General features: G+C 67.7%; 23 protein-coding genes and 1 pseudogene. 14 read left to right on the forward strand and 10 right to left on the reverse strand.

The genetic code is table 11. From position 1 onward, the window contains the following. The first annotated feature begins 12 nt into the window (after window positions 1-12). From Q2100_RS00975 to Q2100_RS01010, 8 genes are read left to right on the forward strand one after another with little or no spacing between them, the layout of a single operon-like run. On the forward strand, window positions 13-1,203 hold the full coding sequence (locus Q2100_RS00975; protein WP_302912464.1) for an MCE family protein: 1,191 nt from the start codon (window positions 13-15) through the stop codon (window positions 1,201-1,203). Further along, window positions 1,203-2,237 (forward strand): MCE family protein, encoded by a 1,035-nt coding sequence (locus tag Q2100_RS00980; RefSeq protein WP_302912465.1) that lies wholly within the window; start codon window positions 1,203-1,205, stop codon window positions 2,235-2,237. Before Q2100_RS00975 ends, Q2100_RS00980 begins: the two co-directional genes overlap by 1 nt. Then, entirely contained in the window at window positions 2,230-3,276 is a 1,047-nt protein-coding gene (locus tag Q2100_RS00985; RefSeq protein ID WP_302912466.1) for an MCE family protein, read from the forward strand. The genes Q2100_RS00980 and Q2100_RS00985 overlap by 8 nt, the downstream gene beginning before the upstream one ends. Continuing rightward, window positions 3,273-4,727, forward strand: a complete 1,455-nt coding sequence (locus tag Q2100_RS00990) for an MCE family protein (protein ID WP_302912467.1) — start codon at window positions 3,273-3,275, stop codon at window positions 4,725-4,727. The genes Q2100_RS00985 and Q2100_RS00990 overlap by 4 nt, the downstream gene beginning before the upstream one ends. Next, the gene (locus Q2100_RS00995; protein WP_302912468.1) at window positions 4,724-5,920 is read left to right on the forward strand and encodes an MCE family protein; all 1,197 of its coding nucleotides are present in this window, start codon (window positions 4,724-4,726) and stop codon (window positions 5,918-5,920) included. Before Q2100_RS00990 ends, Q2100_RS00995 begins: the two co-directional genes overlap by 4 nt. Further along, window positions 5,920-7,701 (forward strand): MCE family protein, encoded by a 1,782-nt coding sequence (locus tag Q2100_RS01000; protein WP_302912469.1) that lies wholly within the window; start codon window positions 5,920-5,922, stop codon window positions 7,699-7,701. The genes Q2100_RS00995 and Q2100_RS01000 overlap by 1 nt, the downstream gene beginning before the upstream one ends. After that, the gene (locus tag Q2100_RS01005) at window positions 7,701-8,393 is read left to right on the forward strand and encodes an Rv1363c family protein (RefSeq protein ID WP_302912470.1); all 693 of its coding nucleotides are present in this window, start codon (window positions 7,701-7,703) and stop codon (window positions 8,391-8,393) included. Before Q2100_RS01000 ends, Q2100_RS01005 begins: the two co-directional genes overlap by 1 nt. Continuing rightward, entirely contained in the window at window positions 8,393-8,881 is a 489-nt protein-coding gene (locus Q2100_RS01010; RefSeq protein WP_302912471.1) for an Rv1363c family protein, read from the forward strand. The genes Q2100_RS01005 and Q2100_RS01010 overlap by 1 nt, the downstream gene beginning before the upstream one ends. On the opposite strand, the gene Q2100_RS01015 is transcribed toward Q2100_RS01010, so the two are convergent. Beyond that, window positions 8,878-10,335, reverse strand: coding sequence for an alpha,alpha-trehalose-phosphate synthase (UDP-forming) (locus Q2100_RS01015; RefSeq protein WP_302912472.1), 1,458 nt, complete (start codon window positions 10,333-10,335; stop codon window positions 8,878-8,880). The two genes, Q2100_RS01010 and Q2100_RS01015, sit on opposite strands and share 4 nt — an antisense overlap. Beyond that, complete coding sequence (locus tag Q2100_RS01020) at window positions 10,336-10,500, reverse strand: hypothetical protein (protein WP_264014052.1); 165 nt, start codon at window positions 10,498-10,500, stop codon at window positions 10,336-10,338. Between the two features lie 118 nt (window positions 10,501-10,618). Between Q2100_RS01020 and Q2100_RS01025 the strand changes: the two genes are divergently transcribed. The 3 genes from Q2100_RS01025 to Q2100_RS01035 are packed head-to-tail and all read left to right on the forward strand — an operon-like array spanning window position 10,619 to window position 13,039. Beyond that, window positions 10,619-11,512 carry an enoyl-CoA hydratase gene (locus Q2100_RS01025; RefSeq protein WP_302912473.1) on the forward strand — a complete coding sequence of 298 codons (894 nt, stop codon included), beginning with the start codon at window positions 10,619-10,621 and terminating at the stop codon, window positions 11,510-11,512. Window positions 11,513-11,558: 46 nt separating this feature from the next. Further along, a complete protein-coding gene (locus tag Q2100_RS01030; protein ID WP_302912474.1) occupies window positions 11,559-12,386 on the forward strand; it encodes an SDR family oxidoreductase in 828 nt (275 codons plus the stop codon). 26 nt (window positions 12,387-12,412) lie between these two features. Then, window positions 12,413-13,039: a trimeric intracellular cation channel family protein gene (locus tag Q2100_RS01035; RefSeq protein WP_264014049.1), complete on the forward strand. Its 627-nt coding sequence runs from the start codon at window positions 12,413-12,415 to the stop codon at window positions 13,037-13,039. Here Q2100_RS01035 and Q2100_RS01040 read toward each other — a convergent pair whose 3' ends face one another. The 5 genes from Q2100_RS01040 to Q2100_RS01060 form a co-directional block, all read right to left on the reverse strand. After that, complete coding sequence (locus Q2100_RS01040; protein WP_302912475.1) at window positions 13,040-13,819, reverse strand: hypothetical protein; 780 nt, start codon at window positions 13,817-13,819, stop codon at window positions 13,040-13,042. Window positions 13,820-14,171: 352 nt separating this feature from the next. Then, window positions 14,172-14,636, reverse strand: a complete 465-nt coding sequence (locus tag Q2100_RS01045; RefSeq protein ID WP_302912476.1) for a GreA/GreB family elongation factor — start codon at window positions 14,634-14,636, stop codon at window positions 14,172-14,174. A 123-nt stretch (window positions 14,637-14,759) separates the two neighbouring features. Next, window positions 14,760-16,022: an NAD(P)/FAD-dependent oxidoreductase gene (locus Q2100_RS01050; RefSeq protein ID WP_302912477.1), complete on the reverse strand. Its 1,263-nt coding sequence runs from the start codon at window positions 16,020-16,022 to the stop codon at window positions 14,760-14,762. 121 nt (window positions 16,023-16,143) lie between these two features. Continuing rightward, window positions 16,144-17,673, reverse strand: coding sequence for a PucR family transcriptional regulator (locus Q2100_RS01055; RefSeq protein ID WP_302912478.1), 1,530 nt, complete (start codon window positions 17,671-17,673; stop codon window positions 16,144-16,146). Window positions 17,674-17,788: 115 nt separating this feature from the next. Beyond that, on the reverse strand, window positions 17,789-18,679 hold the full coding sequence (locus Q2100_RS01060; RefSeq protein ID WP_302912479.1) for an NAD(P)-dependent oxidoreductase: 891 nt from the start codon (window positions 18,677-18,679) through the stop codon (window positions 17,789-17,791). Between the two features lie 41 nt (window positions 18,680-18,720). On the opposite strand from Q2100_RS01060, the gene Q2100_RS01065 reads away from it, so the two are divergent. The 3 genes from Q2100_RS01065 to Q2100_RS01075 are packed head-to-tail and all read left to right on the forward strand — an operon-like array spanning window position 18,721 to window position 20,263. Then, a complete protein-coding gene (locus Q2100_RS01065) occupies window positions 18,721-19,215 on the forward strand; it encodes a hypothetical protein (protein ID WP_302912480.1) in 495 nt (164 codons plus the stop codon). Continuing rightward, on the forward strand, window positions 19,212-19,811 hold the full coding sequence (locus tag Q2100_RS01070) for a UbiX family flavin prenyltransferase (RefSeq protein WP_302912481.1): 600 nt from the start codon (window positions 19,212-19,214) through the stop codon (window positions 19,809-19,811). The genes Q2100_RS01065 and Q2100_RS01070 overlap by 4 nt, the downstream gene beginning before the upstream one ends. Continuing rightward, window positions 19,808-20,263, forward strand: a complete 456-nt coding sequence (locus tag Q2100_RS01075; RefSeq protein WP_302912482.1) for a YdeI/OmpD-associated family protein — start codon at window positions 19,808-19,810, stop codon at window positions 20,261-20,263. The genes Q2100_RS01070 and Q2100_RS01075 overlap by 4 nt, the downstream gene beginning before the upstream one ends. Here the strand turns inward: Q2100_RS01075 and Q2100_RS01080 are convergent. The 3 genes and pseudogenes from Q2100_RS01080 to Q2100_RS01090 form a co-directional block, all read right to left on the reverse strand. Beyond that, window positions 20,244-20,747 (reverse strand): (2Fe-2S)-binding protein, encoded by a 504-nt coding sequence (locus Q2100_RS01080; RefSeq protein ID WP_302912483.1) that lies wholly within the window; start codon window positions 20,745-20,747, stop codon window positions 20,244-20,246. The two genes, Q2100_RS01075 and Q2100_RS01080, sit on opposite strands and share 20 nt — an antisense overlap. Then, window positions 20,740-21,642, reverse strand: a complete 903-nt coding sequence (locus Q2100_RS01085; RefSeq protein ID WP_302912484.1) for an FAD binding domain-containing protein — start codon at window positions 21,640-21,642, stop codon at window positions 20,740-20,742. Before Q2100_RS01085 ends, Q2100_RS01080 begins: the two co-directional genes overlap by 8 nt. Beyond that, a pseudogene (locus tag Q2100_RS01090) lies at window positions 21,639-21,960 on the reverse strand (SRPBCC family protein); the annotation flags it as partial. The gene Q2100_RS01085 and the pseudogene Q2100_RS01090, both read right to left, overlap by 4 nt.

The raw sequence follows: 21,960 nt of genomic DNA on the forward strand, positions 1-21,960 counted from the left end.
AGGCCAGACATCGTGTCGAGGACCACCGCGATCAGGATCGCCGCCGCAGTGCTGGCGACGATCATCGTGGCGTTCACGGTGTTGACTTATCTGTCGTATACCGCGGCGTTCAGCCCGACCGAGACCGTGACGGTGATGTCACCGCGGGCCGGATTGGTGATGGACAAGGAAGCAAAGGTCAAGTACCGCGGTATCCAGATCGGCAAGGTCGAAGACATCGCCTATACGGGTGACCAGGCGAAGTTGACGCTGGCGATCAGCAAGGACCAGTTGCGTTTCGTCCCGTCGAACGCCCCGGTACGAATCGCCAGCACCACCGTGTTCGGTGCGAAGTCGGTAGATTTCATGTCGCCGGAGCAACCGTCGGACGCGCCGTTGCGTCCCGGCGCCACCGTCGCCGCCCAGGCCGTGCAACTGGAAGCCAACACGCTGTTCCAGACCCTGATCGACGTGCTGCACAAGGTCGACCCGATGAATCTCAACGCGACCATATCGGCGATCGCCGAGGGGTTGCGCGGTCACGGTGACGAATTCGGCGGTAGCCTTGCAGGGTTGAATCAGTATCTGAAGCAACTGAACCCGAAGTTGCCCACTGTCGAATCGGACTTCGCGCAGACAGCGACGGTCGCCAACATCTACGGCGATGCCGGTCCCGATCTGGTCACCGTGATCGACAACGTGCCGACCATCAGCAACACGATCGTCGATGAGCAGGAGAACCTCAACGCGACGCTGCTGGCGGCAACCGGCTTGGCGAACGAGGGATACGCAACGTTGGAGCCGGCGGCAGACGACTACATCGCAGCGATCCAGCGGCTGCGGGCGCCGTTGACGGTGCTGGGGGACTATTCGCCGGTACTCGGCTGCATAGTGCAGGGTGTCAAGAAGGGGGCCGAGCGGGGTGCAAGCGTCGTCGGCGGCATGAAACCCGGCGCGATGGTCAGTTCCAGCTTCGTCCTGGGCGTGCCGTCCTACACGTATCCGGAGAGTCTGCCGATCGTGAATGCGTCGGGCGGTCCGAACTGCCGCGGCCTGCCCAACCTCCCCACCAAGCAATACGGTGGCTCCTTCTACCGTTCGCCTTTCCTGGTCACCGACAATGCCGTAATCCCGTACGAGCCGTTCACCGAGGTGCAGGTCGACGCCCCGAGTACCTTCCAGTTCTTGTTCAACGGGGCATTCGCAGAACGAGACGACTTCTGATGAGCCGCCGGGGAAATCTGATCAAGGTGAGCATTTTCGCGGTGGTCATGCTGCTCATCTCCGCCGGTCTGGTGGTGGTTTTCGGGGAAATCAGGTTCGCTTCGAGCAACACCTATCACGCCACGTTCGCCGACGCCGCGCGGCTGAAGGGCGGCAACGACGTGCGGATCGCCGGCGTTCCGGTGGGCAGTGTCGGCGATGTGAAATTGAACCCCGACAACACCGTTGACGTGGCGTTCAACATCGACAAGAAGTATCAGATGTACACCTCGACGCGGGCCGCGATCCGCTATGAGAACCTCGTCGGCGACCGCTATATGGAGATCACCTCGGGTCCGGGCGAGCTTCGGAAGTTGCCGTCGGGTGGGATGGTTCCCATCGACCAGACCCAGCCGGCCTTGGATCTCGATGCTCTGCTCGGTGGCCTACGCCCGGTGGTCAAGGGTCTCGACGGCGAGCAGATCAACCAGATAAGTGGTGCGGTCATCGAATCGCTGCAAGGCGAGGGTGGTGCGCTGTCGCGATTGCTCTCGGAAACAGGAACATTCAGTCAGACTCTGGGCGATCGCTATCAGGTGATCTCCGAGGCGATCAAGAATCTGAACGAGGTGCTGGGGACCATCGACGAGAAGAGCGTCGAGTTCGATGCGAGCGTGGACGAACTCCAACAGCTGGTCAGCGGACTGGCGGAGGGCCGGGACCCGATCGCAGAGGCCATTCCGCCGCTGGCATCCGCCTCAGCGGATCTGACCGACATGCTTGTCGATTCGCGACGGCCGCTGCAGGGCGTGCTCGAAAACCTTCGTCCGCTTTCGACCGAGCTCGACAATCGAAAGGATGAGGTCAACCGCGTCATCGAACCATTGGCCGAAAACTATCTGCGGCTCAATTCCCTTGGCGCGTACGGCTCGTACTTCAACTACTACATCTGCGCGACGACGCTCAAATTCAACGGGCCGGCAGGCAGCGACATCTTCCTGCCGATCGGTGGCGTGCCGGACCCGTCGAAGGGCAGGTGTTCAGACAATGGATAAGACCATCCGGGCGGGTGTACTCGGGATCGCGGTCGTGGCGTGTGTCGTGATCGTTGCGTTCGGCTACACCAGCTTGCCGTTCTATCCGCAAGGCAAGACCTACGAGGCCTTCTTCGCCGACGCAGGTGGTATCTCGCCGGGCAACGACGTCAACATCTCCGGCATCACGGTCGGCAAAGTGACCGACGTCGGCCTCGCGGGCAACGCCGCAAAGGTGGCGTTCACCGTCGACCGCAAGGTCAGGCTCGGCGATCAGACTCTCGTATCGATCAGGACCGAAACCGTTCTGGGGGAGAGGTCGTTGGGGATCGTTCCGCAGGGTAGCGGGTCGGTGACATCAATTCCCCTGAGCCGCACCACTGCTCCGTACACCTTGAACATGGCGCTGCAGGACCTCGGTCAGAATTCCGGTGCGCTCGACAAGGACCAGTTGACCCAGGCGTTGCAGGTGCTGACCGATTCGTTCCGCGACGCGACGCCCGAGCTGCGCCGCACGCTCGACGGGGTGGCCACGTTGTCGCGCAGCATCAACGCCAACGACGAAGCGCTGGGTCAGCTGTTGACACGCGCCAGGTCGGTGACGGCGGTGCTCGCAGACCGGGCCGGTCAGGTGAACCAGCTCATCACCGACGGCAACCAGCTCTTCGCCGCGCTCGATGAGCGACGGGCTGCGCTGAGCAGTCTGATCGCCGGCATCGACGATGTGTCACAGCAGATTTCGGGGTTCGTCGCCGACAACCGCCGCGAATTCGGCCCAGCCCTGAGGAAATTGAACTTGGTGTTGGACAACCTGCTCGAACGTCGTGAACACATCAGCCAGGCGCTGAAGCGTCTGCCGGGCTACGCCACCTCGCTCGGCGAGTCGGTCGCGTCGGGTTCAGGCTTTCAGGTCAACCTACCCAATGCGATACCGAACGGTACGCAGTCGGCCGCACTACTGGACCTCTATTTCCAACCGGGCAAGATTCCCGACAGCCTCGCCGACCTCCTGCGCGGGTTCATCAACGAGCGGCTGATAATAAGGCCGAAGTCGCCGTGAGCCGCCTCTTGCGCTACGGCGTCATCGCCGCGCTACTGGTTGCGCTGATCGGTGGCGTCGCCATGGTGTGGCCGCGGGTCTCCACGTACACAGTGGTCGGATACTTCACCTCGGCGGCGGGCGTCTATCCGGGCGACGAGGTTCGTATCATCGGCGTGCCTATCGGCTCGATCGAATCCATCTCGCCGCAGGCCGATGCCGTCAAGATCACCATGAGGGTGAAGGAAGACGTCAAAGTGCCCGCCGACGCTCGCGCGGTGGTCATTGCCCCGAACCTCGTGGCAGCCCGGTTCATTCAGCTGACCCCTACCTATAGTCAGGGTCCGGCAATGGAGGATGGCGGCACCATCGAGCTGGGCCGCACCGCCGTGCCGGTCGAGTGGGACGACGTCAAGACCGAGCTGACCAGGCTCAGTCGGCAGCTCGGACCGTCGGCGGGCGAAGTTCACGGCCCGTTGAGCAGCTTCGTCAATCAGGCCGCCGATACCTTCGACGGAAACGGCGACTCGTTTCGACAAGCCGTGCGCGAATTGTCGCAGACTGCGGGGCGGCTGGGCGACTCACGCATGGACCTGTTCGGCACGGTGAAGAACCTGCAGATCCTGGTCGACGCGCTGTCGAGGAGCAACGAGCAAATCGTGCAGTTCAGCGGGCATTTGGCCTCGGTCTCTCAGGTGTTGGCCGACAGCGCGGTGGGGCTGGACGACACCTTGGGCAGTCTCAACCAGGCCCTGTCGGACGTCCGCGGCTTCCTCGACGAGAACAACGCGGCGCTGATCGACAACGTCAACAGGCTGACCGACTTCACCAGCATCCTGACAACGCAGACCGACGACGTCGAGCAGATACTGCACGTCCTGCCGAACGCGATGGCGAACTTCTACAACATCTACAACCCGGCGCAGGGCACCGCGAATGGTCTTCTGGGCCTGCCGGAGTTCGCCAATCCGGTGCAGTTCATCTGCGGCAATTTCGACGCGGCGGGGATGCCCGACTATGACAAGCGATCCGAGATCTGCCGCCAGCGGATGGCTCCGGTGCTCAAGCGCCTCGCGGTGAACTACCCGCCCTTCATGGCGCACGGGATCAACACGATCAGCGCGTACAAGGGCCAGGTGATCTACGACACCCCGGCGACTGAGGCCAAGGCGCAAACCTACATCCCGCACCTCGAGTGGATCCCCAGCGACGGGCGGTTCCCGCCCCGTGCCGGTGAGGGAGGAGATCCCACGTCGTTGCTGCTGCCACCGAACCCGGTTCCTGGTCCGCCGCCGCCTGCGCAGCCGTACACGCTTGGTCCGGTGGTACTGCCGCCCGGTCCAGCGCCCGGTGGTCCGCCGCCCGGTCCGGCTCCGGGTGCGCCGGCACCAGCTGCGCCCGGTCCGCTTCCGGCCGAGATCGGCGCGCCGGTGCAGCCGATCGCTCCGCAACAACACGGAGGCGGAGGATGACGCGAAAGTCGTTGCAAAGCAACAGTGGCCGCGTGAGCAGGTGCATGGTGGCCGTCGGCTCCGGCGTCGTTCTACTCACCGGGTGCCAGTTCGGCGGGCTGAACTCCCTGAACATGCCCGGCACGGCCGGTCACGGCGCGGGCGCCTACACCATCGCCGTGGAGCTGCCCGACGTTGCCACTCTGCCGCAGAACTCGCCCGTGATGGTCGACGACGTCACCGTCGGCAGCGTGTCGGGGGTCGAGGCTGTGCAGCGGTCAGATGGCAGCTTCTATGCTGCGGTGCAACTGTCCCTCGACCGCGAAGTCCGGCTGCCGGCCAACGCGACGGCCAGGGTCGCGCAGACATCGCTGTTGGGTTCACAGCACATCGAGCTGTCGGCTCCGGTCGATCAACCCCCGGTGGGCGAGCTACGTGACGGGTCGGAGATCCCGTGGAGCCAGGGCGGCCGCTACCCCACTACCGAGGAAGTGCTGTCCGCCTTGGGTGTCGTCGTCAACAAGGGCAATCTCGGTGCGCTGCAGGACATCACCCAAGAGGTCTACAACGGGGTGGCGGGCCGTGAGGATCAGTTCGCGGGCCTGATCCCGCGGCTCGCCGAGCTGACCGCGTCGTTGAACCGGCAGACCGAGGACATCATCGCCGCTGTCGAAGGCCTGAATCGGTTCGCCGGAGTCCTCGCCCGCAGCAAGGACAGTCTCGGCCGGACCCTGGACACCCTTCCGGCAGCGTTGCGCGTGCTCAACGACAATCGGACGAACATCGTTGACGCGTTCGCCGCACTGCAGAGTTTCGCCACCGTCGGAGCACGCATCCTGGCCGAAACGAAGGACGATTTCGCGGAGGACTTGATCGACTTGTACGCGGTGATCAAGCCGCTCAATGACAACCGTGCGGACCTCGTCTCCTCCCTGGACAGCCTGGCGACCTTCCCGTTCCCGGGCAGGAATCTGCATCGTGTGGCCAGGGGTGACTACTTCAACGTCTTCTCCACCTTCGATCTGACTATCCGCCGGCTCGGCGAGACCATCTTCACGACGTCGTTCTTCGACCCGAACATGAAGCGCCTCGCCGAGGTCGTCAACCCGCCGGAGTTCTTGACCGGGGAGATGGCGAACCTGTCCGGGCAGGCCGCCGATCCGTTCAAGATCCCGCCCGGTACCGCGTCGGGCCAGGAGGTGCCGCCCGAGTAATGCTCAACCGAACCGCGCGAATCCAACTGATGATCTTCGCCGTCGTGACCGTGGTCACCGTCGGCGCGATCTCCTTCTTCTACCTCCGTGTGCCCGCCCGGCTGGGCGTCGGTGTGTACGGTGTCACGGCCGAATTCGTCGCCGGTGGCGGGCTGTACGAGAACGCCAATGTCACCTATCGCGGCGTGCAAGCCGGCCGCGTCCAGGCCGTGGAGTTGACCGACGACGGCGTCGCCGCGCGCATGGAACTCAACAGCGATGTCAAGATTCCGGCGAACTCGACCGCCACCGTCAAGAGTGTGTCTGCGATCGGCGAACAATACGTCGATTTCGTTCCGCCCGCCGATCCCTCGCCGGCGTTGCTGCACAACGGTGCAACCATCCCGAAGGAACGGACGGCGATACCGCAGGACGTCGCCGAGTTGCTGGGTGAGGCAGACCGATTGGTGAACAGCCTCGACAACACCCGCATCCAGGACCTCCTACGCGAGACGTTCGACGCGTTCAACGGCTCAGGGCCCGAACTGGCGCGACTCATCCAATCGGCACGGTCGCTGATCGAGGAGGCCAACGCAAGTTGGCCGCAGACCGCGACGCTGATCGACCAGGCGGAACCGTTCCTCGAGGCGCAGATTCGCAGTGGCGATGACATCCGGTCGTCGGCCGACGGCCTTGCGCGCTTGACCACCGAAGTGGCCAACGCCGATCCGCAACTGCGTGCGCTGCTTGCGGAGGCACCGGGGGCGGCCGCCGAAGCCAGCGAGACCTTTGCGGGCATTCGGCCCTCGTTCCCAGTGCTGGCGGCCAACTTGGCCAACTTCGGCCGCGTCGGCGTCATCTACCACAGGTCGATCGAACAGGCGCTGGTCATCTTTCCTGCCCTGCAGGCATCGCTGCTGACGATCGGCGGCCAACTTCCCGCGGACGAAGGTGGCAAGCAGGACTTCAAGATCTCGATCAACGACCCGCCGCCGTGCAACACCGGATTCTTGCCGCCGTCGGAGATTCGCACACCAGGCGACACCACGCTGCGCGAGCTACCCAATGACTTGTACTGCAAGGTCGCGCAGAACGATCCGATGGTTGTGCGCGGCGCGAGAAACTATCCCTGTCAGGAGATCCCCGGCAAACGCGCGCCGACGATTCAGTTGTGCCGCGACCCCCGTGGCTACGTCCCGATCGGCAACAGCCCGTGGCGCGGTCCGCCGGTGCCGATCGGCACACCGATGGACGTCCTGGAGGACGACACGCCCGAGGACGGGCGCAACATCTTCCCGCCCAACAAGTTCCCCTACATCCCACCTGAGAACGACCCGGACCCGGGATACCCCGTCGCGCCGGGTTTGGTGCCGCCCGGGGTCCAAACCGGCCCGGGGCCGGCGCCACATCAACCGTGGCCGTACATTCCGCCTCCGAACGATGGCCCACCGCCACCGCCGCTGACGGCGTGGATACCGCCGGCGCCGTACCCGCAGGCATGGCCACCGCCGCCGGTCGGGCCGGCGATCAACGGTCCTCCAACACCGCCGCCGATATTCGCTGGGCCCTACAACACCGCGGCTCTGCCACAAGCCCCCGCAGCTCCGCCGCCACCCGCTGCGCCGGTTCCGCAGGGTGCGCCGGTGCCGCAGGCGAGCGGGGCGGCTTACGGGACGTACGACCAGAACACCGGAGTTTTCGTCGATCCGGCCGGCGGTACCGGGGTGTATGCCGCCGGTGTCGCTGATATGCGGCCGCAGGAGAATTGGGTTGATCTCATGCTCTATCCGAGGCGGACCTGATGACGCCTAGTTCGGCACGGCCGGAACAGGCCCGACGTCGCCGCGCTTCCCGGCCTGCAGGGCCGGCGAACGGTAAAGCCGCCGAGGCCGCCGTTGCGCGCGTTGAGACCGCGAAGCCGACCGGTGCAACGTCTGCACGCAAGTTCCGGAAGGCTGCGCCCCCGCCACGCCGGATGCCGCACCGACGGCTGGTCGCAGTCGTTGCTTTGGTGTCTGGGCTCGTCGCGACGAGTGTTCTCGGCGTTGCAGTGGCGGTACTGATCGTCCAGAAACAACACACGGAAGCAACGCAAGCACGCAACCAGCGGTTCGTCGACACGGCGACACAGACCGTGGTGAACATGTTCAGCTTCAGGCAGGACACCATCGACGAGAGTGTCGACCGTTTCTACGACGGCACCAGCGGGCCATTGCGCGACATGTTCAGCCAGAACAACAACGTGGTGAACCTCAAGGCGATTTTCCGGGACACCGGCGGCAGTTCGGAGACGGTGATCAACGGTGCTGCTTTGGAAAGCTTCGACGACATCAGTAAGAACGCGGCGGTGTTGGTGTCGGCTCGGGTCACGGCCAGCGACATGGACGGCAACAACAGGCCATCGCAGCCGTACCGGCTGCGCATCGTCGTGCACGAGGATGACGACGGGCGGATGACGGCCTACGACCTCAACTATCCCAACGGCGGCAACTGATGCGCTGGCTCGTCAGCGGAATCATCGGGCTGATGGCGGTTGCGTTCGTCAGCCTGGCCGCCGTGGGTGGTGGCCTCTACTGGCAGCGGGTGGAGACGCGTGGAGAGCAGTCGGCCCGCGCCGAACTCGGACCACTTGCGCAGCAACAAATCCCGACGGTATTCACCTACGACTACAAGACGGTCGAGCGCAACCTCATCGATTCCTACAACCTGCTCACGCCCGACTACCGCAGGGAATTCGAGCAGAGGGCGAACGCCGACATCATTCCGCAGGCGCGGGAGCGAGAGGTAGTGAGCCAAGCCAACGTGGTCGGCGTCGGAGTCCTGAATGCGCAGCGCAACTCGGCAGCGGTGATGGTGTACATCAACCGCACAGTGTCCGAAAAGTCGAATCGCGACCAACCGATCTATGACGGCGCGCGACTGCGGGTGGAGTACGAACGAATCGACGGGAAGTGGCTGATCAGTTACATCACGCCGATCTAGGCGCGCGGTGACTCGGTGTCGGCCAACGCGTCGAGGAAAGCCCGCGCCCACCGGTCGACGTCGTGGGCGAGCACCTGCCGGCGCAGCGCGCGCATCCGGCGCCTGCCCTCCTCTGGCGCCTGGCTCAGCGCCGCCTCGATCGCGTCCTTGACGCCCTCGAGGTGATGCGGGTTGGCCAGGTATGCCTGTCGCAGTTCGGCTGCGGCGCCGGTGAATTCGCTGAGCACCAGCGCGCCACCGAGATCGCTGCGGCAAGCCACGTACTCCTTGGCCACCAGATTCATCCCGTCGCGCAGCGGCGTGACCAGCATGACGTCTGCGGCGACGAAGAACGCGATCAACTCGTCACGGGGAATCGGCCGGTGCAGGTAATGCACGATGGGGTGGCCGACTTCGCCGTGCTCGCCGTTGATGTGGCCGACCTGACGCTCGATGTCCTCGCGCATCGCGATGTAGCTCTCGACGCGTTCCCGGCTCGGGGTCGCCAGCTGCACCAGCACGGTGTCGTCGCGGTCCACCCGTTTCTCGTCGAGCAGTTCGGACAGCGCGTGCAGGCGGACGTCGATGCCCTTGGTGTAGTCGAGCCGGTCGACACCCAGCATGATCTTGCGGGGATTCCCGAGCTCGGCACGGATCGCGCGGGCCCGCTGCCGGATCTCCCGGTTCCGTGCCTTGGTGTCGAGTTCGGCCGAGTCGATGGAGATCGGGAACGCGCCGACCTTGACGGTGCGGAAGCCGACCTGCACCTCACCGAATCTGGATCGCACACCGACGTTGCCGCGTGAGGTGTTGGCCCCGACCAGCCTGCGGGCCAGGATCAGGAAGTTCTGCGCGCCGCCGGGCAGGTGGAAGCCGACGAGGTCAGCGCCCAGCAGACCCTCGATGATCTCGGTGCGCCACGGCATCTGCATGAACAACTCGACCGGCGGGAACGGGATGTGCAGGAAGAATCCGATGGTGAGGTCGGGCCGCAGCATCCGCAGCATCTTGGGCACCAGCTGAAGCTGGTAGTCCTGCACCCACACCGTCGCGCCCTTTGCGGCCGCACGTGCGGTGGCCTCGGCGAACCGCCGGTTGACCTCGACGTAGCGCTCCCACCATTCGCGATGGTAGATCGGCTTGACGATCAGGTCGTGGTAGAGCGGCCACAGCGTGGCATTGGAGAAGCCCTCGTAGTACTTGGCGACGTCGTCGGCCGACAGCGACACCGGGTACAGCTGCAGGCCGTCGTCGTCGATCGGGTCTTCGTCGCTGTCGGGGACGCCCGCCCAGCCGATCCATGCCCCGTGCCGCTTACGCAGCAGCGGCTCCAGCGCCGTGACGAGGCCACCGGGGCTCCGCTTGTAGGTCGTGGTGCCGTCCGGGTGGCGCTCGATGTCGATCGGCAGCCGGTTGGCCACGACGACGAAGTCGGAGTCCCCGGAGTCGGACTGTGCGCCGGCCTCCGGTGACACCTACGCCTCGATTTTCGACGGTCCAATGCCGAGCATCGAGAGGAAGACCCGGCATTCGTCGGCATCGGTGGCGTAGGCGGCGACCACCTGCCTGGCCTGACGGGCAGTGCTGTCGGCCAGTGGTTCGACGTCGCCGAGCTCGGCGGCTTCAGTTTTTGCGGGCATACCCCAACTCTAGGCGACTTCACGGGCGTACGGTTCATCGCCTGTTACTACAGGGTGTAGCTGATCATGGCCGCGACTGCGTGAAGGCGGGCCGCGCGGTGCCCGTAATGTGCCTGCCATGGCCGATGAGCAGGTGACTTACGAAACTCTCGACGAGGGCCGGATAGCCCGCATCTGGCTCAATCGGCCGGAATCCCAGAACGCGCAGTCCCGCACCCTGCTCGTGCAGCTGGACGAGGCCTTCACCCGCGCGGAGGCCGACGACCAGGTGCGCGTGGTGATCCTGGCCGCCCGCGGGAAGAACTTCTCGGCGGGACACGACCTGGGTTCGGAGGCGGCCCTGGCCGAGCGCAAGCCCGGGCCCGACCAGCATCCGACATTCCGCTCACATGGCGCGACGCGGTCCGCCTCGATGGAGAAGCTGTACCTGCAGGAGTGGCACTTCTACTTCGAGAACACCAAGCGCTGGCGCGATCTGCGCAAGATCACGATCGCGCAGGTTCAGGGCAACGCCATCTCCGCCGCGCTGATGCTGATCTGGGCGTGCGACCTCATCGTCGCCGCGGACGACGCGAAGTTCAGCGATGTGGTGGGCGTCCGGCTCGGGATGCCGGGCGTCGAATACTACGCACACCCTTGGGAGTTCGGTCCCCGCAAGGCCAAAGAGCTGCTGCTGACCGGTGATTCGATCGACGCCGAGGACGCCTACCGGCTGGGCATGGTGTCCAAGATCTTCCCGGTCGAGGAGCTCACGGACAAGACACTCGAGTTCGCCCGCCGGATCGCCGAACGGCCCACGATGGCGGCGCTGCTGATCAAGGATTCGGTGAACGCGGCCAGCGACGCGATGGGGTTCACCGAGGCGCTTCGGCACGGTTTTCACATCCACGAACTCGGCCACGCGCACTGGGCCGCGCACAACGAGAACCGATTGCCGCTCGCCCTGCCGCCCGATGTCCCGGACTGGCGGACGCTCGGCGCACCGAAGCCGGCCCGGCGCGATCAGCCGTGACGTATAACTAGAACCTGTTCTAGTAAACCTGGCTTAAGGGGTCGCGGTGCAGCTGTCGTTGGCGGATCGGACGTACGTGGTCACCGGTGGTGGCAGCGGCATCGGCAAGGGCGTGGCGGCCGCGGTGGTGGCGGCCGGTGGCAGGGTGATGCTGGGCGGCCGCAACGCCGACCGGCTGGCTGCCGTCGCCGAAGAGCTCGGCGGTCATGACTCGGTGCGTTACGAACCGACCGACATCACCAACGAGGACGAGGCGGCCCGCCTCGTCGACGCGGCCACCGCCTGGCACGGGCGCCTGCACGGCGTGGTGCACAGCGCGGGCGGTTCGGAGACCATCGGTCCGATCACGCAGATCGACTCCGACGCCTGGCGGCGCACGGTGGACCTCAACGTCAACGGCACGATGTACGTGCTCAAGCACGCCGCGCGCGAGCTGGTCCGCGGCGGCGGCGGATCGTTCGTCGGGATCTCGTCGATCGCGTCGAGCAACGTCCACCGCTGGTTCGGCGCCTACGGTCCGAGCAAGGCGGCGCTCGACCACATCATGATGTTGGCCGCCGACGAGCTCGGCCCGTCATGGGTGCGCGTGAACGGCATCCGTCCCGGCCTGATCCAGACCGACCTGGTTGGCCCGATCCTGGAGTCCCCGGAGGTGTCGGCGGACTACCGTGCCTGCACTCCGCTGCCCCGCTTCGGCGAGGTCACCGACATCGCGAACCTCTGTGTGTTCCTGCTCAGCGACGCCGCGGAGTGGATCACCGGGCAGGTGATCAACGTCGACGGCGGCCACGGCCTGCGTCGCGGACCGGACATGTCCGGCATGCTCGAGCAGTTGTTCGGTGCCGACGGTCTGCGCGGAGTCGTCGCCAAGTAACACCCGCGCGCGGTATACCTGGCGCCATGCCGGCCGATGTACCGCTACTACTGGTGCTCGACCTGGCCGGCACGTTCGCCTTCGCGCTCAACGGCGCGCTGACCGCGATACGCGCCGAACGCCTCGACATCTTCGGGGTGATCACCCTCGGCATGTTCACCGGTCTGGGCGGCGGCACGATCCGCGACGTGCTGCTCGACGACCTGCCGCCTGCCACCTTCGTCGACTGGCGTTACCTGGCGCTTGCGGCGGCCGGCGGCCTGACGGCCTTCGCGTTGAGCCACGTGCTCGAGCGGCTGGCCACTGTGATCACCGTCCTGGACGCGGTCGGGCTGAGCGTGTTCGCGGTGCTGGGCGCGGTGAAGGCGCTCGACATGGGATTCGGTGTGCCACAGGCGATGATCGTCGGCACGATCACCGCCGTGGGCGGCGGAACGATCAGGGACGTGATGATCGGCCGGGTACCGGTCGTGCTGCGCAGCGAGCTGTACGCCATTCCAGCGCTGCTGGGGGCGGGCTGCGCGGCGGCGGCCTACGGCCTCGGGTACCGCGGCACGGTGGCGGCACTCGCCGCGGCGGCGGTCTGCTTCACCGTCCGCATGGTCGGCGTCCGGTTCGATCTGCACGCGCCGCGGCCGCCCGGGCGACACTGATCACCGGGCCGCCGCGTGGACGCGTTCGCGGTAGCGGGTGCGGGCATCGTCGCGGACCACCGTGGCCGCGTCGAGGTGCTCGCCGCGCAGGTATCCGGCCACTCCGAGCGCCGTCGCGGCGAAGCCGAGCGACCACGCCGTCCATGCGCCCACTCCGGCGGTGAAGCCGACCACCCACGGCGCCATGAACAGCGCCAGTCCGACGACGGACAGCTTGAAATAGTCGCGGGTGGGATCGGCGGCGAGCAGCGACCACAGCGCCGTCACCGCGATGAGGACGCCTGCGCCGGCGATGACGACGGTCGCTGCCGACGATGTGCGGACGAACGTGGCGGCCAGCACCACCGCGACGGCGCCCAGCGCCAGGGCAGCACCACTGAGCCACTTCGCGATCACGCCGGGCCGCACCTCGCGGCTGCCGTACTCGTTGACGCCGAGCTTGGTCGGCGGGTCGCCGGTCACCCAGCCGATGCCGCCGCAGATCAGGGCCAGCACGCCGGCCACCCCGGCGGTCCACGCGGCGCCGCGGTCGGGGACGAAGCCCGCGCCGAGCCACGGCAAGACGGCCAATGTCAGACCCGCGACCAGGACTCCCCAGTGTCCCGGGACGGGGTCTCGGGCGAGGAGTGACATCGAGGCGAAGAAGACGATGAACGCACCCAGTCCGAGCGTGAGGCCCTGCCCCACTTGAGTCGACGAGAACGCGAACGCTCCGATGACGGCGCCGATGCCTACCACCAGCGCCGCCAGACTCGTCCAGAGTCTGCCTGGTCTCTTCACTTCTCGCTCCTCACTACGGGTTCTTTCGTTCGTCTGGGCCGTGGGTGCGCTACGACAGCGCGCCGCCTTCGGCCTCCCATCGCTCGATCCAGATGTCAGCGTTGGCATACATGGGTTTTCGGCTCCTCGTGTGTTCGTTGGTCATCGCGACTGTGCTCAGCGCGCGACTGTGCGAACTGATCCGCGTCGCACGGCCTGTCGCGTATGGCGTGGCGCAGTCGCGGAAAGTGGGTGGCCGAAACCTGCTGGCCACACATTCCATTGTCGTCGACACAGCCGCCCGGCTGCCTGCGCCAAGCGGACAACATCGTCGTCGTCGATTGTCGCCGACCGACAAGGGCCGGCGCAGAGATCAGCCGGTGAGGGTGTGGATGCCGTGGGGGACGGCCCTGAGCATCGTGACGATCATGGTCTTCCCGTTGGGCGTGGTGTAGCTGCACTGGTGTCCCGGGCGGGCCCCGGCGATCGCGGCGCCGAGCGGTGACTGCACGGAATAGACGTCGAGCTCGCCGTATTCGGCACCGCGCACACCGAGCAGGAACGTGTCGGTTTCACCGGTGTCGTCGTAGCGGACGGTCACCACCATGCCGGGTTCGGCGATGCCGTCGTTGGGCGGATCCTCGCCGACGACTGCGTTCATCAGCAGGTCGTGGATCTGCTGGATGCGGCTTCGCCGGGCGGCCTGGACGGCGGCCGCGTTCTCGTCGGTGTCCTCGTCTCCGTTCGTGCTGGTGGTGAGCCGGCGCAGTGTGGCCAGTTCGTGCTGCAGGTGCTCATGGGCCTGCGGCGACAGCCAGACGGTGTGCTTCTCGATCATGCGGGTTCCTTCCGGTTCGGGGGATTGCCGTCAGGGGCGGGCGAAGGAGAAGCTCCGCCCCTGACGACTCGCGGGCCCGTGTGGGCCGAGGTCAAAGGGTCGAAAACGCTGTGCCACAGAGACTCAGCGACCGGTGCGGCGTAGGGGGTCGAGTTCGCGCAGCGCGTCCGGTTGCTTGCCGGTGGTGATCTGTTCGGCGAGGAGGCGCCCGGTGACCGGTCCGTGCGCCAGGCCCCACATGCCGTGTCCGCCCGCCACGTACACATTGCGGGACATCTCGCCGACCAGCGGTCGACCGTCGGGCGTCACCGGCCGCGGCCCGACCCAGACGTCGGTGCGCTCGGCCCAGCGGACACCCTCGAGCAGTGAGCCGGCCGAGGCGACGATGGCGCCGACGCGTGCCGGCACCGCCGGTTCGTAGGGGTCGCGGAACTCCATCGTTCCCGAGACGCGCAACCCGTCGCGGTAGGGCGTGCACGCCACCCGGATGCCGGGGAGGTAGAAGGGTCCCGGTAAGGGCCGGTCCACGGGCACGGTGAACGAGTAGCCGCGCCCGGACTGCACGGGTACGCGCAGTCGGCCGGCCAACCGGGACAGCCACGCGCCGGTGGCGACGACCACGGCGTCCGCGGTCATGGGATCGCCGTCGCGCAGAAACACTTCCGCGCCGACTCCACTGCTGTAGACGCCCTGGACCTCCGCAGTGTGGATCGTGGCGCCGCGGTCGACGACGGCGCGGGCCAACGCGTGTACGAAGCGGCCCGGGTCGATGAAGCGCTGTCCGTTGACATTGATCGCGGCGGTGATCGCCGGCGAGGCGAGCGGCACCTGTTCGCGCAGCGCTGCACCGCTGAGGTGGGTGACGTCCACCGACTGGCCGGCTTCGGACAGTCCGTCGAGTTCGGCCAGCATGTGCCGCGCCTCGTCGGCGCTGCGGAACAGCGCGGTGATGGGGGCATCGGTCACCGGTGCGTCGACCCCGTTGGAGACGAGCACGTCGAAGGCTTCGATGCACTCTTCGTTGAGCGGCAGGTTGGCGCGCACCGCGCGTCGCAACGTCGACCGTCGGCAGCTGGCGGCGAACTGGAACAGGAAGCGTCCCAGCCCGCTGTCCGCGGCGAGTGGGATGTGCAGCGGTGCGGCGGGGTCGCGCAGCGCGCGCAGCCCGTACCGCAGCGTGGCGGGGGAGTTCAGCGGCAGGGTCAGCGTGGGCGCGATCCAGCCGGCGTTGCCCCAGGACGCTCCGGCGGCAACACCGGTGCGGTCGACCACGGTGACCTCGACGCCGCGCTCCTGCAGGAACCACGCCGTGGACAGCCCGACGATGCCTGCACCGACCACGATCGCCGATCGCGGTCCGCCGTCGATGCGCTCATTGCCGGCCATCACATACCTCCTCAGGTGTCACTCCCATGGTGGTGTGCGGGGCCACCACGTGGCTTGCCCCGAACCGACAACCCGCTTCGACGGCGTTGTGCCGATGCGACAACGCCTACTCAGCGCGGGGTCAGTCGGTCTCGGCGGCCGCGAGTTCGATCGACATCGCCTGCCGCTTGTGTGCGTCGTCCAGCTGCAGGTCGGTGATCTCGGCCATCTTGCGCAGGCGGTAGCGCACGGTGTTCTCGTGCACTCCCAGGCGTTCGCCGGCCTCGGTGGGGTCACCGAGGGCCTCGAGCCAGGCCCTCAGCGTGGCCACGTATTCGGTGGCGTTGGCGCGGTCATGGCGGCGCAGCTCGGCCACCGGCCCCCGGCCCGGCGACCGACCCGAGCGTGCCGCCATCCGCAGCCGGGCCAGCACGATCTCGTCCCACGATTCGTCGTAGGCCGGGGGCTCCGTTGCCGGCGGCCGCGTCTCGTGCAGCGCCAGACACTCGTCGGCCTCCTGGCGCGCCGCCGGCAGGTCCGGTACCGCTGCGGGCTTGCTGATGCCCGCCACCACCGTCACCCGGTCGGGCAGTGCCGCCCGCACTCCGGCGACCCAACGGCGAGCCGCGGCGGCCTGCTCACCGGGCAGCAGTGTGTAGACGGTGTTCCCGGCCAGTGCGCTGCGACCGGGCCGCGACCAGCCGAACCCACTGGTGGCGCGGTCGAACAGCATCAGCAGCGGGGCATCGCGGTCGGCGGCGATGAAGGCCTGCAGCGCGATGACCCGCATGGGACCCTGCGGCAGCCCGAGCCTGCTGGTCGACGCCGTCGCGTCGGCGCTGCCGTCGAGCAGCCGGATCACCTGTTCCGACTCCACCTGGCGCTCGAGGTCCGCGCTGGCCCGGGACCGCAGCAGATGCAGTGCCACCGTGCGGGCGCCGTCGGTCAGAGCGGTGAGTGCCTCGCCCTCCAATGGAGCCGTGCACGACACCCACACCGAACCCATCAGCACCCGCGCCGAGCGCACGGCCACCACCATCCGGCCGGAAAGGCCCTGATCGGCAGCGGCGCCGACGAACAGCGGCTCGTCGGACACCGCGAGATGCGCGGAGATCCCACGCTCGTCGAAGAACGCGCGAAGGCGCTCCGGTGCCTGCCTGCCCATGATCGTCGCCGTGCGTGCGTCGTCGGCATTCCTCTGCACCATGGAGTACGCCAGCACGCGCGAGAGCGGGTCCTCGATGGTGACCGCGCCGCCGGTTGCCTCGGCGAGGCTGTCGGCCAGTGCGAACAGGTCCGTGGGTCCGCGACCGGAGTCGGTCTCGCGGCCTTCGAGCACGAGGCCGTAGACCACGGCGGCCAGTTCGCTCCAGGACATGGCCGGGTCCACCGCCAGCACCGCGACGTCGGCCGCGCCGCCGTCGGCAACCGTGTCGTCCTCCGCAGTGTCGCGGACGAAGACGGCCGCCGCGCGGGCGGACGCCGCCCACCGCACCGCCTCGGCCACCGTGGCGGCGCCGATGGCCAACAACACGTCACCGACGACGGTCCGGCCGTCGACGTCTTCGTGCACCACGACGCCGGCCAACCCGGTGGAGCGCGGAATGGGGCATGACCGCAGCCGAACGCCGTAGGCGCCCAGTACATTCACCAATCGGTCCAAAGTGACCACACGCTGCTCCTCTGGCGTCGCGGCTGAGACGGACCGTGTGTGCCTACGGTCAAGGCTAGCCCCACGTCCCACGCGAATCGGGGGATTGCGCCCCGGGAGTGCGCTGATCAGTGGTTCACGCCGTCGGGGCGTCACCTCCCGAATCCCGCTCTGCGAGTGCGCCGATCGCCGACCAATCGAGGTGGCCGCCGCCGAGGGCGAGCAACGTCAGGAATCGGTCGCGCAGCAGGCTGGCGATCGGCAGCGGCACCTGCAGGCTCTCCCCGGCCGCCAGCACCAGCCGGACGTCTTTGAGTCCGCCCTCGGCCGCGAAGCCCGCCCGTTCGAATTCCTGGCGCGCCAACAGCCCTCCGTAGGTGTGGTAGACGGGCGCGTCGAAAAGTGTGGATGTCAGCAGTTCCAGATACTGCTGCTTGTCCACGCCGGCCTTGCCGACCAGCGCCATCGCCTCGCCGACCGATTCGATGACCGACGCGATGAGGAAGTTGCCGCTCAGTTTCACCAGGTTCGCCGTCTTGGGTTCGTCTCCGACCGTGAACGTGCGCCGGCCGATCGCCTCGAACACCGGCGACATCGCCGCCACCACCTCCGGCGCCCCGGCGACGACGACGAAGAGCTTGGCGGCGGCCGCCGCTTCCGGCCGTCCGAACACCGGTGCCGCGACGAAGCCCTGCCCGGCGTCGCCGTGTGCGGCCGTGAGCCGCTCGCTGAGCGCCACGCTGATCGTCGACGCCGAGACGTGCACCGCCCCGGCAGGCAGCGACGCGAGGATCCCGTCGTCGCCGAACGTCACCGCCTCGACGGCCCCGTCATGGGCGAGCATCGAGACGACCACCTCTGCGTCGCACGCCTCGGCCACGGTTCGGGCGGGCCGCGCGCCCGCGGCGGCGAGCGCGTCGACCTTGTCCTGCGACCTGTTGTACGCGGTGACCTCGTGGCCGGCCCGCAGCAGGTTCGACGCCATACCCGAACCCATGTTGCCCAGACCGACGAAACCGATTCTCATGTCACCACTTCTACCGGACCGATCCGTGGGAAGCTCAGATGATGGACCGACAGTCGGAGGCGGCGGCGACGCTGCCGCCACCGGTGGCCGCCCTCATCGACGGTACCGGTCTCGGTGCCAAAGTGGGTCAGACGATTTCGATCCTCACGGTGGGTGACGACGGGTGGCCGCGGCTGTCGCTGCTGTCGGTCGGTGAGGTGCTCAGCACGTCGGGCGCCGACATCCGGTTGGCGCTGCACGCACACAGTGGCAGCACCGCGGCGCTCACCGCATCGGGGCAGGCGATGCTGCACGTGGTGTGCGACGCGACCGTCTACAAGATCCGCGTGCAGGTGCGCCGCGTTGACCCGGACCCGGCACCCGGCGCAGGCGGCGATGTGGAACTCGTCTTCTTCGCAGGCGAAGTCTGCCGGGTCGACGAGGACCGGGTCGCCTACGCCGAACTGACCTCCGGGATCACCTACCGGCTCGACGACGCCGGGGCGGTGGTCGAACGGTGGACCCGGCAGGTGGACCGGCTGAAGGTACTCGCGTGACGACGCCGCGCACCGACCGCCCACGGGTCGTCGTCGCCATCACCGGCGCGAGCGGTTCCATCCTCGGTGTGCGGATGCTCGAGCGGCTGCGCGAGTTCGAGGTCGAGACCCACCTCGTCATCAGCGCATGGGGGGCGCGCACGCTCGAGCACGAGACCGGCTGGACCGTGCCCGAGGTGCGCGGGCTGGCCGATGTGGTGCACAAGCCCGGCGATCTCGGCGCGAGCATCTCCAGCGGATCGTTCCGCACGGAGGGCATGCTGATCGCGCCGTGCAGTGTCAAGACCCTGGCGGCCATCGCCAACGGCTACGCCGAGGACCTGATCGCCCGCGCCGCCGACGTCGTGCTCAAGGAACGCCGGCGACTCGTGCTGATGGTTCGCGAGGCGCCGCTCAGCGAGATCCACCTGGAGAACATGCTCAAGCTGGCCAGGATGGGCGCCTCGATCGTGCCGCCCGTGCCGGGCTTCTACAACCGGCCGAAGACCCTCGACGAGGCCGTCGACCACATCGTCACCCGGGCGCTCGACCAGATCGGCCTCGTGTCGGGGGAGACGCCACGCTGGGACGGCACCGTGATGAGGCAGCGACCATGACCGGATCCCCGCCATCGGCACAGACGTTCTCCAACACGATGTTCCAGGACGGCAACAACACCGGGATCGAGGTACCCGCCGAGGTGGTCGACGCCCTCGGCGCCGGGAAACGTCCGCCGGTAGTCGTGTCGGTGAACGGCTACCGGTACCGCTCGACGATCGCGCCGATGGGCGGGAAGTTCCTCATCCCGTTCAGCGCACAGCGCCGCGCCGAATCGGGCATCGGCGGCGGGGACGCCGTCGAGGTGACGCTGACGCTGGACACCGCGCCCCGCATCGTCGAGGTGCCCGCCGACCTCGCCGCCACGCTCGCGGAGTCGGATCTCACCGCGGCCTGGGACAAGCTGTCGCCGAGTAGGCGCAAGGCGCATGTCACCAGCGTCGAGGGCGCCAAGACGGCCGAGACGCGGGCCCGCCGCGTCGCTGCAGTCGTCACAGCGCTTGGGGGCTGACCTCTTTCGCGGCGCGAGTGCTCTCGGCGGCCTGGTGCACGGCGTTGACGATGCCCTGGTATCCGGTGCACCGGCAGAAGTTGCCGGACAGGCCCTCGCGGATCTCGGCGTCGGTGGGGTCGGGGTTGTCACGCAGCAGCGCGGTGATGGAGGTGACGAATCCCGGTGTGCAGAAACCACACTGCAGTCCGTGGCAGTCGCGCATCGCGGACTGCACCGGTGACAGTTCACCCCCGGGCTCCGCGATTCCCTCGACGGTGGTGACCTCCTGGCCGTCGGCCTGGACCGCGAAGATCAGGCACGACCGCACGGCCTGGCCCTCGAGCAGCACCGTGCAGGCGCCGCATGCACCGTGCTCGCACCCGAGGTGTGTGCCCGTCAGGCCGCACTGCTCGCGCAGGAAGTCGGCGAGCGTGACGCGCGGTTCGACGGTGCCGCGGTGCTCGATCCCGTTGACGTTCAACTCGACCGGTAGCTCATGCACTGAGCGTCACCTCCGTCCTCTCCTCGCTGGTGGCCTCTGCGATGGCCGAGTGCAACGCGCGTGACACCATCGCGGCGCCGACGCGGCGGCGGTATGAGGCGGATCCCTGAAGATCGGCCGGGACGTCCTCGATGGCCGACATGGTCATGCGGCCGATCTCGTCGGCGCTCAGTTTGGTGACCGGACGCCCGACGATCGCCTCCTCGCCCGCGGAACCGCGCACCGGCGTGGATCCCAGGCCGAGCAACCCGATGCCGCACCGCGCAACGCGGTCGTCGCCGTCCACCTCGACGGCCACCACCGCGCCGGCGATCGCGAAATCGCCGTGCCTGCGCGCGAACTCCTCGATGGCGTACCCGGTGCGGCCGCCCCACACGGGGAACCGGACCGAGGTGAGGATCTCGTCGGCGGCCAGCGAGGTCTCCCACAGTCCGGTGAAGAACTCCGACGCCGCGATCCGGCGGGTGCCCCGGGTCGACACCGCGTCCATCTGCGCGTCGAGGGCCAGGGCGACGGCGGCGTACTCGGCTGCGGGATCGGCGTGGGCGATCGCCCCGCCAAGGGTGCCGCGGGTGCGGATCTGGAAGTGCCCGATGTGCGGCGTGGCGAGCGTGAGCAGCGGCGCCGACTCGGCGACCTCGTCGTCCATGCCGACGAAAGCGTGCGGGGTGCCCGCGCCGATCACCACGTCGTCGCCGTCCAGGTCGATGCCCTGAAGCTCGGCGACGCGCGAGATGTCGATCAGGTTCTCGAAGTGCGTCAACCGCATCGCCAGCATCGGCACCAGGCTCTGCCCGCCGGCGAGGATCTTGGCGTCATCGCCGTACTCGGCGAGCAGTTCGGCCGCCTCCTTGACCGAGCCGGGGCGGTGGTATTCGAACGGGGCGGCTTTCATGACGACAGCAGCCGGGCCAGTGCCGCCTGCAGGTCGTCGGCGAGCACCGCCGCCGGGTGTGCGCGCCTGCGCCTGCCCACCAGCAGTCCGACGGTGAGCCCGGCCGCCAGGCCGGCCAGCACCGGCGCGGCCCGCTTCGCCATCGGCAGGGCGACGACCTTCAGTAGGTCCACCGAGTCACCGGCATCGGCCGCGACGGCCGCTACGCCCGCCGCCGATGGTGCGTCGGCCCCGGCGCCGGCCGGCGCATTGGCCGCCGGCGTCGAGTCGCCGAGCACGCTGGCCTCTAGCGATCTCGCGAACTGGCCGATCAGGTTG

This window comes from Mycolicibacterium arseniciresistens (genome assembly GCF_030519285.1).
Lineage (GTDB): Bacteria > Actinomycetota > Actinomycetes > Mycobacteriales > Mycobacteriaceae > Mycobacterium > Mycobacterium arseniciresistens.

Coding starts and splice junctions, on each gene's coding strand:
- Q2100_RS00980 (WP_302912465.1), top strand. CDS start 1,203: ATGAGCCGCCGGGGAAATCTGATCAAGGTGAGCATTTTCGCGGTGGTC.
- Q2100_RS00985 (WP_302912466.1), top strand. CDS start 2,230: ATGGATAAGACCATCCGGGCGGGTGTACTCGGGATCGCGGTCGTGGCG.
- Q2100_RS00995 (WP_302912468.1), top strand. CDS start 4,724: ATGACGCGAAAGTCGTTGCAAAGCAACAGTGGCCGCGTGAGCAGGTGC.
- Q2100_RS01000 (WP_302912469.1), top strand. CDS start 5,920: ATGCTCAACCGAACCGCGCGAATCCAACTGATGATCTTCGCCGTCGTG.
- Q2100_RS01005 (WP_302912470.1), top strand. CDS start 7,701: ATGACGCCTAGTTCGGCACGGCCGGAACAGGCCCGACGTCGCCGCGCT.
- Q2100_RS01010 (WP_302912471.1), top strand. CDS start 8,393: ATGCGCTGGCTCGTCAGCGGAATCATCGGGCTGATGGCGGTTGCGTTC.
- Q2100_RS01020 (WP_264014052.1), bottom strand. CDS start 10,500: ATGCCCGCAAAAACTGAAGCCGCCGAGCTCGGCGACGTCGAACCACTG.
- Q2100_RS01025 (WP_302912473.1), top strand. CDS start 10,619: ATGGCCGATGAGCAGGTGACTTACGAAACTCTCGACGAGGGCCGGATA.
- Q2100_RS01035 (WP_264014049.1), top strand. CDS start 12,413: ATGCCGGCCGATGTACCGCTACTACTGGTGCTCGACCTGGCCGGCACG.
- Q2100_RS01045 (WP_302912476.1), bottom strand. CDS start 14,636: ATGATCGAGAAGCACACCGTCTGGCTGTCGCCGCAGGCCCATGAGCAC.
- Q2100_RS01050 (WP_302912477.1), bottom strand. CDS start 16,022: ATGGCCGGCAATGAGCGCATCGACGGCGGACCGCGATCGGCGATCGTG.
- Q2100_RS01060 (WP_302912479.1), bottom strand. CDS start 18,679: ATGAGAATCGGTTTCGTCGGTCTGGGCAACATGGGTTCGGGTATGGCG.
- Q2100_RS01065 (WP_302912480.1), top strand. CDS start 18,721: ATGGACCGACAGTCGGAGGCGGCGGCGACGCTGCCGCCACCGGTGGCC.
- Q2100_RS01075 (WP_302912482.1), top strand. CDS start 19,808: ATGACCGGATCCCCGCCATCGGCACAGACGTTCTCCAACACGATGTTC.
- Q2100_RS01085 (WP_302912484.1), bottom strand. CDS start 21,642: ATGAAAGCCGCCCCGTTCGAATACCACCGCCCCGGCTCGGTCAAGGAG.